Source organism: Ruegeria sp. YTSA168, from assembly GCF_059610045.1.
The window spans coordinates 302,127-317,725 of record NZ_JBXWMW010000001.1 but is presented as its reverse complement, the minus strand read 5'-3'; the positions used below and the strand labels follow the sequence as shown (position 1 = coordinate 317,725).

Sequence of the window (15,599 nt, the reverse complement as noted above, 5' to 3'; positions counted from 1 at the left end):
TTGTGCAAGGCCCTCGAAATCGGGAAACAGAGCTATGTGAGCCTACGGGATTGTGTCTGCGAACTATCAAATTGCGATTCGAATCATTCAAATATGGCTTTTTGGTGGGGCTACGAAAACCTCTTCAAAGGTCTTCTGCAGCGCGGCATCCACATCCGCCATGGTCACAGGCAAGCCCAGATCGACCAGCGAGGTGACCCCGTGTTCGGTGATGCCACAGGGTACGATCCCGTTGAAATGATCCAGCTCCGGCTCGACATTGATCGAAATGCCATGAAAGCTGACCCATTTGCGCAGGCGCAGTCCAATAGCAGCTAGTTTATCTTCGGCAGGCTTGCCCGTTGCGGTCAGCGGCTTGTCATCGCGCCGAACCCAAACGCCCACGCGGCCATCGCGGATTTCACCCTGAACGTTGAATTCCGCTAGGGCGGCAATCACCCAGGTCTCCAGCTGTTTCACAAACTGCCGCACATCGCGGCCGCGTGTGTTCAGGTTCAGCATCACATAGGCCACGCGCTGCCCGGGGCCGTGATAGGTGTATTCCCCGCCACGTTTGCTTTCATAGACAGGGAAGCGGTCGGGGTCCTTCAGATCCGCGATTTTGGCCGATGTTCCGGCGGTATAAAGCGGGGGATGTTCCAGTAGCCACACGCACTCCTCTGCATCGCCCGCTGCAATCGCGGCCACGCGCGCCTCCATTAAGGCAACGGCATCCTCATACCGGGTCAGACCATCAGTGATTTTCCATTCCATACCGGCCTCATATCGCGCATGCGGGGCAGGGGGAAGGGGTCAGGCCGCCTCGGCCAAGCAGCGCTGCAGAACTTGGGTGTAAGTCTCGGTTCCCTGCGCTCCGGTCAGCAGGTATTTGCCCCCAAACACCATGGATGGAACACCCGTGACGCCCCGATTGGTCCAGAACTGCTGTTTCTCGCGCACTGATGCAGCATGGGCGCCGGATTCAAGCGCCGTGCGGGCATCATCTGGATTCAGCCCGGCCGCAGACACAGCCTCAATCAGAACATCGGTATCCGAGACATCTTGTTGGTGGCTAAAGTATGCTTCGAACAAGGCCAGTTTCAGCGGGTGCTGCCGTCCATGTGTTTCGGCCCAATCCAACAGCTGATGCGCTGCGAAGGTGTTAACAATGCGGCTTTCGTCATTGAAATTGAAGGTAAACCCAAGCTCCAACCCCAAAGCGGTCAACCTGTCGCGGGCTTGCTGGCTTTGCTCAGCCGTCGAGCCATATTTTTCCGCAATATGTTCGCGCAGGTTCTGACCTTCCAAGGGCATGGCTGGGTTCAACTCAAAAGGATGCCATCTGAGACGGGCCAACACCTGCTGCTGTTGCAAGGCCAGATCGAGCTGCCGAAATCCGACAATGCACCAGGGGCAAACAACATCCGAGACGATATCAACCTGAAGAACGGGGCGTGGGTCAGAGGTGTTCATGATAAGGTCCAGTCTGTCTGTTTTCGTTTCACCTGACCCAACAGATATGCCGGTTCAAATGGAATTTAAACCAGCGCTGTTTTGCCTCTTCACATCAGCCCCATCTGCGTCTATACGCCCCTCTACCAAGTCAATGGCAGAGTGCGGTCGTGGCGGAATTGGTAGACGCGCAGCGTTGAGGTCGCTGTGGGGTAACACCCGTGAGAGTTCGAGTCTCTCCGTCCGCACCAGTAAAAACAAAGGGTTACGTCCTTTCGGCGTAACCCTTTGTTTTTGGAAGTAACTAAGAAGTAACTTTATTGTTTCTGTTTCCGCCGTCGCCTACGCGGCCCTATCCCTTTGCATCGGACACGTGCTGCCTGTTTCGACCAGCGATCAACGAGCGTAAGATCACGGCTGCACCTGCAGAGCGCTCTGTTTGAGGTCTGGCTGCTAGCCTTAGCTCACCCATTCTGCGCCTCTCAGGCCGTCGATATCACAACCTGTTTTCGAGGTATCAAGTGTAACCATTGCATTGGAAACCCGCGACCTTCTGACAAGAGCGCCCATTTGAAATCGTCACCGAGCTTTATGATTTTGTCCATTTCTGAGGTGTCCCGGACGCTGCCATCGATGTACTTGATGTCAAAATATGGACCGCAGAACTCTTCAATTGCCTTTAGCTTTGCGTCTCCATCTTCAACCATTTGAGGATGAAGTTCGATCAGGAATTCTGACTCACGAAAGTGGTGTAGGAATTCTTCTGTTAAGAGGTCGAATTCAACACCTTCGATGTCAATCAAGAAGAATATGTCGTCAGGATCGGAGGACACGGTCGCAATATTATCAACGGTATTGTCCAGGGCATTGCCAAAGATGCTGACCCGGTCTTCAACCCCATTGTGTTTGGCCGTTTCCAGGATTACTTCACGACCTTTATCGGAGATTTCAAAGCAAGCGCTTTTTTCGAACTTACCTGCAGATACAAGACCGACGCCCCAAAATCCGTCTGCGGCACCTATGTCCACCAGAACTTGTTTCTCTGACTGGCTCAAGATTTCCAGGTTTTGCTGCTCGTACAGACCAAAAATCTTTGTGGCTGTATCAGAGTGCTGACCCCAGAATGCGTTCTCGGTGAAACGAAACCCCGCCATGGGGCCGCACAAAACCTGAGAGCGGCTCTGTTCCAACACATATTGCGAAAACTCGCTGCGGAACTTTCGTACGACACTTTTGACATGCCGAAAACGCCTCTTTGGAAAGTGCATTTTTCTACCTTTTGTGTTCACTCAGACGGAAACATCTGCGGTCAGTTACACAGGCTCCAGTCAGTTATTCACTCGTGGCTTACCTGATCGTCTGAGAATTCGGCAGAAACAAGAAACCGTGCAGAAGAGTTTCCGTTTATCCGACAATCCTACAGGCATCTGTTTCGGTCTCCTAAACGACTGGGTATTTTTCAGGATCTACCCCATGCCGTTGACAAACAAAATCAATGTAGCTTCCTTTCGGGGGAATACCTCCAAACTGAGAGCGGATGTTGCTCCGAGTTTCACCTTGAAAGTGATGGAACCGTGCCCAATCGGGTTCATAGTCTTCAATATCCTGTGACGGATCAAGGAAGCCTCGTCTCGGCCAGTACAAATGCCAATGCTGACCACGGCTGATTTCGCCGGTGATGCTTAGCGCCCAGCGGGCGACACTGGGTCCGGTCGTTGTCCAGGGGAGGTCATACAACGTTATGGTTTCACCCGCTTCGTATCGGCCGACCAGTTTGTCCACTTGCTCACGCCCCAACCAGAAAGGGATCGGAACCTCGGACTCCAGGAAATTCAGGATCAGTCTCAACGCTAGGGAGTGTTTGGGGAGCCGCAAAACGCAATTGTTCATCGCGTTTTTTCTTCTGACGACCCCGAACAGATAGTCGGATTTGATATCCAGCGGGTTCACACAATAGATATCCAGGTCGACCCAAACATAGTCGGTCTCTTTCAGCATGTAGATACGGAAAATATCTGAATAGACTGCCATGCGTCGGCGCCCACCTGTCAGGTTTTCCGTGTTTTCGTCTGAATAAATTTCCCTTGCGTCATGCAGGACAACGCCGTTGGGTACATCGAGGCTCAAGTCAAGAACATACAGGTGAAAGGTGTACCCATGGTCCAGAAAGGACTGGATGCACACCCTCTCCACACATGACAAGGCGGAACCGGACCAAAAGCTGGCGACTTCGAAATCCAATGCTGTAATCCTTACTTACGGCTAGATCGGGGTCAGATGTCACTAGTGATTAGAAGACATGCTCGTCAACCGACATTTGCTCAGCAATACGGCGATATAAAGGTCTTCCGGCCATGCTGTTTCGACCCGTTTGAATCCGTCTGAACGAAGGGCAAACCGCAATCAGATGTGTCACGAACCACCGGGGCAGGTCTTCAATCCGTTCAAAGCCGCGTTCGCCCATCGCGGCGACAAACTTGCTGAAGCGGTTCTTCCTTCAAGCGTCACTTCGCAGAGACCTCGGCAAGACCGCATTGGTGGTGGCGCAGGATGCGCGGACCATGTGGCAAGACGCATTTTAGGGCGGCGGATGGAATTGTTGGCCTATAGTGTCGATGCGATCACGTGCGCGCGCTTGCAAAGCACAATACGGACCCGTAACAAAGCTAGGCAGTCAAGACCGCTTGCATGTGCCGCCTAAGCCCCGGTTTTGCTTGCAGTCTTGCGGTTCCGAACACGGTCACGGGTGAGAATAGATGAGACTAATCGTATCCACGATGAAAGACGAAGGACCGTTTATTCTGGAGTGGATCGCCTACTACCTGTCGATAGGGTTCACACATTTCATCGTCAATTCAAATGATTGTTCGGATGGAACCGATGCTATTCTCAAGCGCTGCGAAGAGCTTGGGTTTCTAGCCCATATCGACAATCCCGGCCCTTGGGAGCACGGTCCGCAAGCTTCGGCCTATGAAAACGCTATGAAGCACCCCTGGTACAAAGAGGCCGAGTGGATCATGGTTTGCGATGTGGATGAGTTTTTCGACATCCGCATTGGCGACGGAACACTGGATGACTTGTTCCGGGCTTTGCCGCGTGCGGATGGATTTGCAGCGCTATGGCAGCTATTTGGGCACAACGGTGTCGTGGAATTCGAAGATCGCTTTGTGATCGAACAGTTCACCCGGGCGGCTGAAATGGGAGTCGTAAGCCCTCACAATATGCGGGCGTTTAAATCCTTGATTCGGAACAACGGATCATACCGATCAATAAACACGCACCGGCCACGTGGTCCCATACCGGGTAAGGCCGAGACATTCGACTGGGTGGATGGGGATGGCGATCCTTTGCCCCCGGTGGTCCGCCGTCGTGGCTGGGCGCATTTGACAACAGGCGGAGCATTCGGACAATCGCTGTTTCGAATGAACCATTACGCGGTTCGGTCCGTTGAAAGCTATTTGATGAAGCGTCTTCGAGGCGATGTGAAAACCTCATCATTCCATCGAAAGATGGAGGGAACAGGCGAGGAATACTGGCGCCTGCACTGTTTCAACAACACAGAAGAAAAATCCATTCTGTCTAGGCTGGATCGACTGAAGCTCAGCTATGATCGGTTGCGGTCTGATGATGTATTGAATCATCTGCATCAAAAGGCGGTCGCGTTTCACAAGGATCGGATAGCCGGAATACGAGAGACCGAGGCGGCCAAAGAGTTTATCAAGAAATACAGGAACTTTCGCGGTGGACGCTATGTGAAAGCTCTGGATTTAGGGGTTATGGAAGAAGCAGATCTTTCTTTCAATGCTGCGACTTACAAAGACCCGGATGTGACGTTTGCGCAGGTTGCGAAATGGACGCGACTGGGTAAGATGTCCAAGATCGAGAATGCCAAACCCAATAGCTATCCTTGGTTTGTGCGGCTGGATGCTTTGGATACCACAATGAACTACGAAGAGGCTGTTGCTCAGCACGCGGTCATAACCGACGCGAAGCAAGTTTCCCTGCCATTTGACCCAAAGGATCCGGCGTATCTGCCCAAAGCGACCCCCGAACTTGAGCGCACTAAGAAGCAGCGCCAGAGCTTTCTGAACTCGATAAGTGGCAAGAAATCCTGGGTTGTGATCGGCCATGTTGAGGCAGAGCTGGTCGAGGAAATCCTCGCAGTTGATGCTGTCTCGCAGCTGACGATCATAGGTCCCTGGGGGTTGTCGTGGGATCGGTTCACTTGTCGGGACACAACTCAGACCCCAGAGTTGCAGAATCTTGATCGCGCGTTTTATGCGCTGCTTGAGTACTTTCGCGAACCGATTATCGCTGGTCGTCTTCGCGTCTATCGTGCATTGCCTCCCTTGATGTTGAAATTCTTCGAAGACGAATCCGTTGGTGTAGTTTTGATCCGGGGTGTCCGGTCCGAACGGGTTATGAACGGGTTGCTGCGCAGGATTGACCGTGTTTTGGCCCCTGGGGGTAGCATCGCCTTCACCACATATCGCCGTCGTGGCGGCGGCTCATATGGCGGGATGAACGCAGCCATCAACACATTTTTGGGGCAGAATGCCAGCCGTTACAGGATAACCAGCCTGCAACCACCGTGGCTTGGGATCGACAAGTTACCACCACTTAACGCAGAAGAGACTTAGCTTCTGGTTCTTGAAGGGCTGGCGTGGTAACGATAGCTCAACGAACAAAACGGGTTCTGAGCAAGGCTGAAACCCGTCTGCGAAGTGAGGTCGAGATGTCAGATGAATCCAAGGTGATTGGCGTAGCGCCGGGAAGCCAGCCCAAACCCAAGGCGGACAAGGCAACCAAGCGCAAAAATTCGAAAGAGGCCATCCGACGGACATTTCTGTCCCGCCTGCCTAAAGGTGGGGTCGCGGTTGAGATTGGCGTTTGGCAGGGGGAGTTTTCTCCGACCATACTGAAGCTGCTGGAGCCCAGCCAATTGTTTCTGATCGACCCCTGGAAACATATCGGGGAAGAGTCGCACACCACAGCCTTTGTCGGTCGGACCGAAGATGAAAAGATGGAAGCCATCTTTCAGAAGGTCAAAAAGTCGTTCGAAAAAGAGATCGAAGACGGGAAGGTTGGCATTATCCGCGACTTCTCTGTCCCGGCTCTGAACTTGTTCGATGATGACAGCATATCCTTCGCCTATGTCGATGGGGATCATTCCTACGAAGGTGTTTCGGCGGATCTGGCGGCGCTTTTCCCCAAGATGAAGATTGGTGGCATCATGGCGTTCGACGACTATCACCGTCGCGGCTGGTGGGGGGATGGGGTCATCCGTGCCGTGAACGAATTCCTGGGTCAGTATCCAAGGCATCTGCGCATCAGAGCCATAGCAGGGGCACAAATCGCGATCGAGAAAATCGAACCTCAGGTCGATAAAAAGGACTAATCTGCCCCAGTATTGAGACCGAGCGCATCAGATGAACAACCCTGAGAAAATCCTCATCTCTGCCATGAAGAATGAGGGGCCCTATATCCTGGAATGGGTGGCCCATCACAAGGTTCTCGGCTTTGATAAGATCATTGTCTACACCAACGATTGTTCGGACGGAACCAACCGCATCCTGCGACGGTTGCAGGAACTTGGGCATGTAGAGTTTCGCCGCAACCGGGTCGGCGTTGGGGGAATTCACCGATCGGCCCTGAGGCAGGCGCGTCGATTGCCCGTGGTTAAAGAAGCAAAGTGGATTTATGTCTGCGACGCTGACGAGTTTCTGAATATTCATGTTGGCAACCACAAGGTTGACGATCTGATCGAGGCGACGCCCGATGTGGACGTGATCTCGATCCCTTGGAAGATATTCTCGAACAGTGGTCGGCATGTGCTGCGCGATTCCCCTGTTACGGCTCAATTCCATGACAGCGAACTGGATTTTGAGGAAGGCGGGGCCGGGCGGCGCTTTGTGAAATCGATATTCCGGCAGGGAGAGTTTTACAACCGCTTCGGTCTGCACAACCCACACCCCCGGCCCGAGTGCCAGTCCAGCGTGTTCCGGTCTGTACCCGGCGGCCACGCAAGGGAACCCGCCCCCTTTGGAAATCACGTGTCGCCGCCATTTGGGTTTGAGGTTGCACAGATCAACCACTATGCGGTGCGTTCAACCCAGGCGTATCTGGTTAAACGCAGCCGTGGACGGGCAAACCATTCGTCACATACGCTTGGAACGGATTATTGGGACCGCTGGAACCGGGGTGGTTCCAAGGATGAAACCATTCTGCGATATCAGGACGAAACGGCAGAGATGTTGGAGCAGTTCAAATCCGATGACGCGCTCAGGCGGTTCCACCGCAAAGCGTTTCGCTGGCACAAAGAGCTGATTACCAACCTCATGCAGATGCCTGAATACCAAGATATTTATCAGAAGCTTCTGGAAAAACCTGCGGCCAAGTTTGTCAAAAAGGACCGGGGAGTACATGAGCGCGTCAGTAGCGAGCCCTTGTCTCGCCCATCCGATCAAAATCAACCGGATACGTAAATAGAGCCCCCGGAGTAGCGAATTAATGGTTGTCGACAATAACCTTCCGACGATTGGAATGCTCTGGTTGGAAGGCCCGCTGAGCTTTCTTGAGCAGATGTGTCTGCTGTCTTTTGTGGCAACCGGCCACAAAGTAGTGCTTTTTCATTACGGTGAAGTCGAGAACGTCCCCGAAGGCATCGAATTGGTCTCGGCCAATGAAATCCATGAGCCGCAGCAATTCATCATGAACAACCAGTTCAAAACGCCCGTTCCGCAGTCAGACATTTTTCGCCTGCAACTGATGAAAAAAACTGATTTCCTATGGTGTGATACAGATGTGTTGTCGCTCGCGCCAATTCCAAAAGCGGATCACATATTCGGCTATTTCAACAAAACGACGATCTGCAACGCAATCATGCGGTTACCGTCCGACAGCCCAGCATTGCGCGATTATACCGAATATAGCCTTGATCCGTTCCCGATCCGACCTTGGATTGAAGGTGAAGAGCGGGCAGAACTGGAACGCAAAAAAGTGGCCGGAGAACTGCCCCATGCCTCTGATCAGGAGCATAGCGTCTACGGGCCGGGTGTACTGACATGGTACCTTACGCATTATGGTGAGATAAAACACGCAAGTTCTGTCTCGGTTTTCTACCCCCTCCCGTTCAGGCAAACGGGGCAGGCGAACGATATTCACTCGCGGGAGTTTCGAGATACCTATCTGAAAGACGATACACTGACCGTGCATCTTTGGGGGCGCCGCATGCGGTGGTGGATCGCCAAAGGCGTCAAGCGATACTCCTTTTTGGACCGCAGGCTAAGGAGCTTGGGCATCAACCCAGCAAGTGCCCCTTTGCCACGCAGGCGCAGGGGCGAGCGGCAAGAAATTGAGTTTCCCGAGGTTCTACCGGAATTGAGGATCAGCAAAGAGGCCATCAGTCGGGCAACCAATGGCGTCATGTCCGTCGCGCAAGTGTCTAAAGATGAGCCGTATCTGCAAACCGCGCAAAATGAGCTGGATAAAATTCGTGAAGCTAACCTTTACGGCGTGAACCGCGAGGCTTTGCCGGGCCACAAACGCGGCTGGGATTTCTACATCAGTGACGCGACCCGTCTAAACGCGCTTTCGATGTCTCTGTCGCGATTTGCAAGCCATCACCACTATTTACCGGACCTTTCGAACCCTAAGACTCTGACAGAAAAGCTGCTGGTCATGAAGCTGTTTGCCGATTTGCCAGAGGCATCTCCGGCGAACAAGTTGATAGTGGAAAGCTGTGTGCCGGAACCCGCCCAGAAGCTTCTGTCACCGATAAAGCGCTATTGGCAATCTGCAATTCCCAGGTTGCCCGATGACCTGGAGTTAGAACTCGGTAGTTATTGGCTAAAGCGAAACAACGGACAGAGTCAAAATTGCCGTATCAACTGGCCTTTAAGCGATGAAGACCGCAAATTGGCCAACGAACGCATGAACTATTGGAACAGAAGGCGGCTCCCTCAGGGATATTGGGCGGCCGAATGGTGGTACGCAACCATCGATACGCAGTACTTTATCGAAGAAGATCTCGCTGCCGAAGGTGAGGATATCATCGACTGGAAATTCTGGGTTGTCGCCGGGCGGGTTCAGCTGGTTCAGGTCGACCGGGATCGCTCGCGCGGGCATGTGCAGATGATCCATGATCGGGGTTTCAACTTTATTCCCAAAGAGTTGTACTTCAAGACCAGCGAAGATACGGAGCCGAAGCCAGAACGCTATGACGATATGGTACAGATCGCTGAAGCCATTGGCCAACGGGTCGAGTTCGCGCGGGTCGACCTCTATGCGATTGGCGACAAGATTTACCTTGGTGAAATTACACTCTGCCCGTTTGGAGGGAAACGTCAGATGCGCACGCCCGAGCTGGACACTCAGTTGGGCGATGCGTGGACGGGCACGCGGTTGTTCCCGAACTAAAGCAGCGCCGGTTTAGTCTACGGGTATCTCTTGCCGCAAGTTACCTGTCGTCTTGTCGAAGATCAGGATGCGGTTGTCATCGGTCACTACGGCGTACCAGTTGTTGCCAATCGTCACCGCCTGCGCGCGTGCGCCATCGGGCAATTCGACCTGATCGGGCAGGGTGGGGGTGCGGTCCGATAGGCGGATGACAATCAGTGCGAATGTCACTAGAACCCCGCCAATCATCACCGCGGTCAGCAGCATGACCATGCGCCGCAGCAATCGCAATTGCGACGTCTCTTGCGGTTCGTCTTGGGGGTCGGAAGGAACAGTCATGGGCACCCGCCAGATAGAGTTTCAGATCGCGGCCGATCCGCCGCCTCGTCTTGATAAGGCCCTTTCGCGGGATGTGCCAGCCGATGAGAGCCTGTCACGCACCCGCTTGGCCCGCCTGATCGAAGAGGGCGCAGTGTCTATTGATGGTGTCGCAATTTTTGATCCGAAATACAAAGTGGCCGAGGGAGCTGCGGTGGTTATTTGGGTTGCCGAGGCTGAAGACAGCCATATCGGCCCCGAGGATATTCCGCTGGAGATTGTCTTTGAAGACTCCGACCTGATCGTGATCAACAAACCGGCGGGCATGGTCGTACATCCGGCGCCAGGCTCGCCTAAGGGAACGCTGGTGAATGCGCTGTTGCATCATTGCGGCGATGATCTTTCCGGAGTCGGTGGCGTCAAGCGCCCCGGTATCGTTCATAGAATAGATAAGGAAACCAGTGGCTTGCTGGTCGTCGCTAAATCAGACGCGGCGCATCACGGGTTGGCCGCCCAGTTCGAGGCGCATAGTGTTGAGCGTTATTATCGTGCCATCTGCTACGGGGTGCCGGATGCCAATGATCCGCGCTTGCGTGGGGTGAAGGGCGTAAGCTTCGAGCCAGGCAACATCATGCGGCTAACCACGCAGTTGGCGCGGCATAAGACGGACCGGCAAAGACAGGCTGTACTGTTTCATGGCGGGCGTCATGCCGTCACGCGCGCACGGGTCGTCGAGAGCTTTGGCAATCCTGTGGGGCTGGCGCTAATCGAATGCTGGCTGGAAACCGGTCGCACGCATCAGATCAGAGTCCATATGGCCCATGCTGGCCACGGGCTGGTGGGGGATCCTGTCTATGGCGGCAAACGCAAGCTGGCGGCCAAAGCGTTCAGCGCCGCAACTGCCGAGGCGGTGCGCGCCTTTCCACGTCAGGCGTTGCATGCCGCAGTTTTGGGCTTTGAACACCCGGTCACAGGTGAAAACCTGCGGTTTGAGGCCGAATTGCCAGCCGATATGCAGGTTTTGATCGACACTCTGCATGCGCCGCTGACATAATCCGCAAACTGCTGTGAGTAAGGTTTTCTTATCTTTCCTTTACCAAAGCTTAATTCCAAACTGTTAACGGTACCTCTTGAAAGGGGTGGGTTCCTTACCTATCTCCTATGTTAAAGAGCTAAACATTTGTCGGAGGGACATCATATATGGCCAATTACGCAAATCTCCCCGCACCGACGCCTGAGGGCGGCCTGAACCGCTATATGCAGGAAATCCGCAAGTTTCCTCTGCTGGATCCGGAAGAGGAATACATGCTGGCCAAGCGTTGGGTTGAAGAGCAAGACACTGAAGCCGCGCATAGAATGGTCACGTCGCACCTGCGTCTGGCGGCTAAGATCGCCATGGGCTATCGCGGATATGGGCTGCCGCAGGCCGAAGTGATTTCCGAAGCTAATGTGGGCCTTATGCAGGCGGTCAAAAAGTTTGACCCCGAAAAGGGCTTCCGCCTGGCTACATATGCCATGTGGTGGATTCGCGCCTCGATTCAGGAATACGTCCTGAGGTCTTGGTCGATGGTCAAGCTGGGTACAACTTCAGCGCAAAAGAAACTGTTTTTTAACCTCCGAAAGGCCAAAGCCCGTATCGGAGCGCTGGAAGAAGGTGATTTGCGTCCTGAAAACGTCAAGAAGATTGCCGAAGATCTGGGCGTGACCGAAGACGAAGTGATCAGCATGAACCGCCGGATGTCCGGTGGTGACGCCTCGTTGAACGCGACCGTGGGGTCCGAAGGCGAAGGTACCATGCAGTGGCAGGACTGGTTGGAAGATGAAGATGCCGACCAGGCCGGTGACTATGAGGCGCGCGATGAGTTGGAAGCCCGGCGCGAGCTGCTTGCCGCTGCGTTGGATGTCTTGAACGATCGCGAGAAAGATATCCTGACCCAGCGACGTCTGATGGATCAGGCCGTTACGCTGGAAGAACTGAGCACGCAGTACAATGTCAGCCGCGAACGCATCCGTCAGATCGAAGTGCGCGCCTTTGAGAAGTTGCAAAAGAAGATGCGCGAACTGGCCCGTGAAAAGGGCATGCTCAGCACGGCCTAAAAGCACGTCGAATGCAGGTGGAGCCGGCTCAACCCAGTTGAGCCGGTTTTCTTTTGGCCGATCGGGTGGAAAGCCGCATGACAGCACCGTCATCTCCCGCTACATAGAAAACAGCTATGGTTGCGCTAACGGGAGGGGAAAATGCAGAAACCGGTTCGATGGGGCGTTCTTGGGGCTTCGAAATTCGCGCAGCAATATCTCGCCCCTGCAATCCACGCGGCGGACGGCGCACAGCTTTATGGGCTTGCGACCTCGGATCCGGCGAAGGCCGCCCCGTTTCAGGCATTTTGCCCGGATCTGCATGTCTATGACAGCTATGATGCGATCTTGGCGGACCCTCAGATTGATGCGGTCTATATCCCTTTGCCAAATCACATGCATGTGGAATGGAGCCTGAAGGCACTGGACGCAGGCAAGCACGTTCTGTGCGAAAAGCCGATGACCATGCGCGCCGCAGAGTTCGACACCTTGATCGACAAACGCGATCAGACCGGTCTGTTGGCGGCCGAGGCTTATATGATTGTCCACCACCCGCAGTGGCAGTTGGTCCGCAAACTGATCACCGATGGGGCAATCGGCAAGCTGGCGCATGTGACCGGTGCGTTTAGCTTCGACAACCGCGCGGATACTGGAAACATCCGCAATAAGGCGGAAACAGGCGGCGGCGGCCTGCGGGACATAGGCGTCTATGTGATCGGCTCGGCGCGGTTTGCGACAGGGCAAGAGCCTGACAGCGTTCAATCGGCGATACGCTGGCAGAACGATATCGACATCTTTACCGAAATCCGCGCGCAGTTTCCTGATTTCACCTATTCGGCCTATGTTTCGATCCGGATGCACCCGCATCAGGAAATGGTGTTTCACGGCGAAAGCGGCGTGATCCGCCTGACAGCCCCGTTCAACGCGCGCGTCTTTGGCGAGGCGCGGGTGGAACTGCACTGCCCCGGGCTTGAGATGCAGGTCATGCGCTTTCCAGGCGATGATCACTATAAGCTGCAGATTGAGGCGTTTTGCCGGTCGGTGCGCGACGGTGCCGACTACCCGTGCCCGCTGGAATTTTCGCGCGGGACACAACAGATGATTGATCGGGTGTTTGATGGGGCCGTGGCCCTGTAACTTGCCTTACGCGCTGGCTTGGCTATCCTGACCACCTTGGACACAGGAGAGACCCCATGGCAGGCGGCTGGGCACGCGATGGCGCTGTAAGCGAACAGATCGAGGCGTCGATATCGGACGAGCTGGCCCGGATGCGGGTGCAAAAGCGTCCCGTAGGAGAAAGCCTGACCCATTGCGCGGAATGCGAGGAACCGATCCCCGAGAAACGACGCATCGCCTTGCCGGGTGTGAAGCTGTGTCTGGAGTGCCAGCAGGAGCGGGATGGGGCATTCAAGGCACGCGGTGGGATCAATCGACGCGGGTCGAAGGACAGTCAGTTGCGGTAAGGTTGGTTTGGCTGCTTTGAGCCCAGAGCAGAACCCAAATTACAGTGTAACCTAGGCCTTGTAGACTTGCCGCCCGTCCATCCACGTTTCGACCACTTTGATGTCTTTAAGGCTGTCCGGGTCGACAGCGCGAGGGTCACTGTCGAGGATCACTAGGTCGGCGAACTTGCCCGGCTCCAAACTTCCGATCTCATGGTCAGAGAACAATTGCCACGCAGCCTCGGATGTGACCGCCCGGATGGCCGACTCAACTGAGATGCGTTCTTGAGGGGCCAGAACATAATCTGGCTCCTTCCATGTTTTCCGCGTGACCGCCATCTCAATCATGTGCAGGGGCACAGGGTCGGTCACCATGAAGTCCGAATGCAAGGAAAAGCCAACACCAGCGTCCTCTGCACTCTTGCAGCGGTCGAGCAATTGCGCCTTTTCCTCACCAAAGACCTCGTCGCGCATTGCAACGCCCCAATAGTGCACGTGCCCGATCAGAAAGCTGGCCGAAACCCCAAGGTCTTTCATGCGTGCGATCTGTTCGTCGTGCAGAATCGAGCAATGCTCGATCCGCGCCCGGACCCGTGACATGTCGACACCCGCGTCGCGGACCGCCTCGCAGGCGTCAAGCACGTTGTCAATTGCGGCATCGCCATTGCCATGTATCGCGAGGTGCCAGCCCTTGGTCGCTCTGTCTACGGCAAGGTCGATAAGGTCTTCACGGGCGGTATAGGCCAGTCCAAGACTGTCGGAATTGAGATAGGGTTCTCTCTGCAGGCCGGTAAAGCCCTGATTAGAGCCATCAGCCACCAGCTTGTAGCCCGTGACGCGCGCGATGGCGTTTCCGGTGCCGGGTACCACACCAGCCTCGTCCCACGCCTCGGCACCGATGGTATAGAAGGGATAAGCCCGTATGCGCGCCGGCAGTCGTCCGGAGGCGGCGGCGCCAAGCAGTACTTGCGTATCCACAGGCGACTGCGAGAGGCCACCGAGGCTCAATTCACTGACGGTTGTGAGGCCATGTTGGCTCCATTTCGACAGTAAGTCGACGACAGCGTCCACCGGCTCCGTCGTTGCAAGCGCCGGGTACGCCCTGAGGACTTGCAGGAAAGACACGTTGTTCTTCATGACGCCGGTCAGGTTGCCGTTGGCATCGCGGACGAACTCAGCGCCCGACGGGTTCTCAACGTCCGCGGGCACTCCGGCAACTTCGAAGGCTGTAGAGTTTGCATACGCGAGGTGCCCGGAGGCATTGAAGACAAAAATTGGATGATCCGTCGAGATCGGGTCGAGGTCGGCGAAGGTTAGTTCATCCAGACCTTCCTGAACCGCAGGATCTAAATTCCGAAAGACGAGCCACTCCCCGGAAGGCGTTCCAGCGGCCCGCTGGGTTATATGATCCAAAACCTCCGCCACTGTGGCAAAGCGCGCCATCCCAACGTATTCCATTACCGCGTCGACGACGGACCCGGCGATCACATGGGTGTGCGGATCGACAAAACCGGGCAACACGGTCTTGCCGGCCAGATCGACGACAAGCGCATCTGCGCCGGCAACGGCCCGGACTTCGCCTTCGGTTCCGACAGACAGAATGCGGTTGCCGCGGATGGCAATCGCTTCGGCCTCGGAAAAATTGTCGTCCACGGTTAGGACGGTACCCCCCGTGAAGACGATCGTCGTGTTGGATTGTGCTTGAGCCTGCACAGGTACCATAGCCGCGAGGCCTGCCGCTGCCGCACCGCCTTTCAGGAAGTCCCGCCGCCCGAGGCTGCCCAGATCAAAGCCCCAGTTACAGGACCAGCCGTCGCCCGATGCCGCCTTTTCCCTGAGGTCGCCGACAGCAACATTCGAGCGAAACAGCTTTCCGAAATCCGCGCTACAACAAGCGCATCCATAAACATGTTTGGTCATTTAGATCGGCTCTCA

Annotated in this window: 14 protein-coding genes and 1 tRNA gene; 9 read left to right on the top strand and 6 right to left on the bottom strand. The window is 55.0% G+C overall.

All coding sequences use genetic code 11. The features are described 5' to 3' along the window. Nucleotides 1-87: 87 nt before the first annotated feature. Entirely contained in the window at nucleotides 88-753 is a 666-nt protein-coding gene (lipB, locus tag AC2FFE_RS01595) for a lipoyl(octanoyl) transferase LipB (RefSeq protein WP_496818604.1), read from the bottom strand. Nucleotides 754-792: 39 nt separating this feature from the next. Continuing rightward, entirely contained in the window at nucleotides 793-1,452 is a 660-nt protein-coding gene (locus tag AC2FFE_RS01590; RefSeq protein ID WP_496845673.1) for a DsbA family oxidoreductase, read from the bottom strand. 143 nt (nucleotides 1,453-1,595) lie between these two features. Here AC2FFE_RS01590 and AC2FFE_RS01585 point away from each other — a divergent pair. Next, a tRNA-Leu gene (locus AC2FFE_RS01585) sits at nucleotides 1,596-1,682 on the top strand. Between the two features lie 231 nt (nucleotides 1,683-1,913). Here AC2FFE_RS01585 and AC2FFE_RS01580 read toward each other — a convergent pair. Beyond that, nucleotides 1,914-2,699 (bottom strand): hypothetical protein, encoded by a 786-nt coding sequence (locus AC2FFE_RS01580; protein WP_496845672.1) that lies wholly within the window; start codon nucleotides 2,697-2,699, stop codon nucleotides 1,914-1,916. A gap of 172 nt (nucleotides 2,700-2,871) precedes the next feature. Next, a complete protein-coding gene (locus AC2FFE_RS01575; protein ID WP_496845671.1) occupies nucleotides 2,872-3,672 on the bottom strand; it encodes a hypothetical protein in 801 nt (266 codons plus the stop codon). Between the two features lie 515 nt (nucleotides 3,673-4,187). Here AC2FFE_RS01575 and AC2FFE_RS01570 point away from each other — a divergent pair. The 4 genes from AC2FFE_RS01570 to AC2FFE_RS01555 all read left to right on the top strand — a co-directional run bounded on the left by AC2FFE_RS01570 (nucleotide 4,188) and on the right by AC2FFE_RS01555 (nucleotide 9,849). Further along, nucleotides 4,188-6,071: a glycosyltransferase family 2 protein gene (locus AC2FFE_RS01570; protein WP_496818598.1), complete on the top strand. Its 1,884-nt coding sequence runs from the start codon at nucleotides 4,188-4,190 to the stop codon at nucleotides 6,069-6,071. Nucleotides 6,072-6,166: 95 nt separating this feature from the next. Further along, a complete protein-coding gene (locus tag AC2FFE_RS01565) occupies nucleotides 6,167-6,829 on the top strand; it encodes a class I SAM-dependent methyltransferase (protein WP_496818597.1) in 663 nt (220 codons plus the stop codon). 31 nt (nucleotides 6,830-6,860) lie between these two features. Continuing rightward, the gene (locus AC2FFE_RS01560; protein WP_496818596.1) at nucleotides 6,861-7,916 is read left to right on the top strand and encodes a glycosyltransferase family 2 protein; all 1,056 of its coding nucleotides are present in this window, start codon (nucleotides 6,861-6,863) and stop codon (nucleotides 7,914-7,916) included. A gap of 25 nt (nucleotides 7,917-7,941) precedes the next feature. Further along, entirely contained in the window at nucleotides 7,942-9,849 is a 1,908-nt protein-coding gene (locus AC2FFE_RS01555; protein ID WP_496818595.1) for an ATP-grasp fold amidoligase family protein, read from the top strand. 12 nt (nucleotides 9,850-9,861) lie between these two features. On the opposite strand, the gene AC2FFE_RS01550 is transcribed toward AC2FFE_RS01555, so the two are convergent. After that, nucleotides 9,862-10,167 (bottom strand): DUF6476 family protein, encoded by a 306-nt coding sequence (locus tag AC2FFE_RS01550; protein WP_496818594.1) that lies wholly within the window; start codon nucleotides 10,165-10,167, stop codon nucleotides 9,862-9,864. On the opposite strand from AC2FFE_RS01550, the gene AC2FFE_RS01545 reads away from it, so the two are divergent. The 4 genes from AC2FFE_RS01545 (at nucleotide 10,166) to AC2FFE_RS01530 (ending at nucleotide 13,685) form a co-directional block, all read left to right on the top strand. After that, nucleotides 10,166-11,200, top strand: coding sequence for an RluA family pseudouridine synthase (locus AC2FFE_RS01545; protein WP_480548955.1), 1,035 nt, complete (start codon nucleotides 10,166-10,168; stop codon nucleotides 11,198-11,200). The genes AC2FFE_RS01550 and AC2FFE_RS01545 overlap by 2 nt on opposite strands. A gap of 146 nt (nucleotides 11,201-11,346) precedes the next feature. Then, complete coding sequence (rpoH, locus tag AC2FFE_RS01540; RefSeq protein WP_496818593.1) at nucleotides 11,347-12,243, top strand: RNA polymerase sigma factor RpoH; 897 nt, start codon at nucleotides 11,347-11,349, stop codon at nucleotides 12,241-12,243. A 141-nt stretch (nucleotides 12,244-12,384) separates the two neighbouring features. Next, complete coding sequence (locus AC2FFE_RS01535) at nucleotides 12,385-13,359, top strand: Gfo/Idh/MocA family protein (RefSeq protein WP_496818592.1); 975 nt, start codon at nucleotides 12,385-12,387, stop codon at nucleotides 13,357-13,359. Between the two features lie 56 nt (nucleotides 13,360-13,415). Continuing rightward, nucleotides 13,416-13,685, top strand: a complete 270-nt coding sequence (locus AC2FFE_RS01530; RefSeq protein WP_496845670.1) for a DksA/TraR family C4-type zinc finger protein — start codon at nucleotides 13,416-13,418, stop codon at nucleotides 13,683-13,685. A gap of 51 nt (nucleotides 13,686-13,736) precedes the next feature. On the opposite strand, the gene AC2FFE_RS01525 is transcribed toward AC2FFE_RS01530, so the two are convergent. Beyond that, complete coding sequence (locus tag AC2FFE_RS01525) at nucleotides 13,737-15,584, bottom strand: amidohydrolase (RefSeq protein ID WP_496818590.1); 1,848 nt, start codon at nucleotides 15,582-15,584, stop codon at nucleotides 13,737-13,739. Between the last annotated feature and the right edge of the window lie 15 nt (nucleotides 15,585-15,599).

Bases quoted from the DNA above. Each gene is read 5' to 3' on its own strand.
- lipB (WP_496818604.1), bottom strand. From the start codon at position 753: ATGGAATGGAAAATCACTGATGGTCTGACCCGGTATGAGGATGCCGTT.
- AC2FFE_RS01590 (WP_496845673.1), bottom strand. From the start codon at position 1,452: ATGAACACCTCTGACCCACGCCCCGTTCTTCAGGTTGATATCGTCTCG.
- AC2FFE_RS01580 (WP_496845672.1), bottom strand. From the start codon at position 2,699: ATGCACTTTCCAAAGAGGCGTTTTCGGCATGTCAAAAGTGTCGTACGA.
- AC2FFE_RS01570 (WP_496818598.1), top strand. From the start codon at position 4,188: ATGAGACTAATCGTATCCACGATGAAAGACGAAGGACCGTTTATTCTG.
- AC2FFE_RS01565 (WP_496818597.1), top strand. From the start codon at position 6,167: ATGTCAGATGAATCCAAGGTGATTGGCGTAGCGCCGGGAAGCCAGCCC.
- AC2FFE_RS01560 (WP_496818596.1), top strand. From the start codon at position 6,861: ATGAACAACCCTGAGAAAATCCTCATCTCTGCCATGAAGAATGAGGGG.
- AC2FFE_RS01555 (WP_496818595.1), top strand. From the start codon at position 7,942: ATGGTTGTCGACAATAACCTTCCGACGATTGGAATGCTCTGGTTGGAA.
- AC2FFE_RS01545 (WP_480548955.1), top strand. From the start codon at position 10,166: ATGGGCACCCGCCAGATAGAGTTTCAGATCGCGGCCGATCCGCCGCCT.
- AC2FFE_RS01550 (WP_496818594.1), bottom strand. From the start codon at position 10,167: ATGACTGTTCCTTCCGACCCCCAAGACGAACCGCAAGAGACGTCGCAA.
- rpoH (WP_496818593.1), top strand. From the start codon at position 11,347: ATGGCCAATTACGCAAATCTCCCCGCACCGACGCCTGAGGGCGGCCTG.
- AC2FFE_RS01535 (WP_496818592.1), top strand. From the start codon at position 12,385: ATGCAGAAACCGGTTCGATGGGGCGTTCTTGGGGCTTCGAAATTCGCG.
- AC2FFE_RS01530 (WP_496845670.1), top strand. From the start codon at position 13,416: ATGGCAGGCGGCTGGGCACGCGATGGCGCTGTAAGCGAACAGATCGAG.
- AC2FFE_RS01525 (WP_496818590.1), bottom strand. From the start codon at position 15,584: ATGACCAAACATGTTTATGGATGCGCTTGTTGTAGCGCGGATTTCGGA.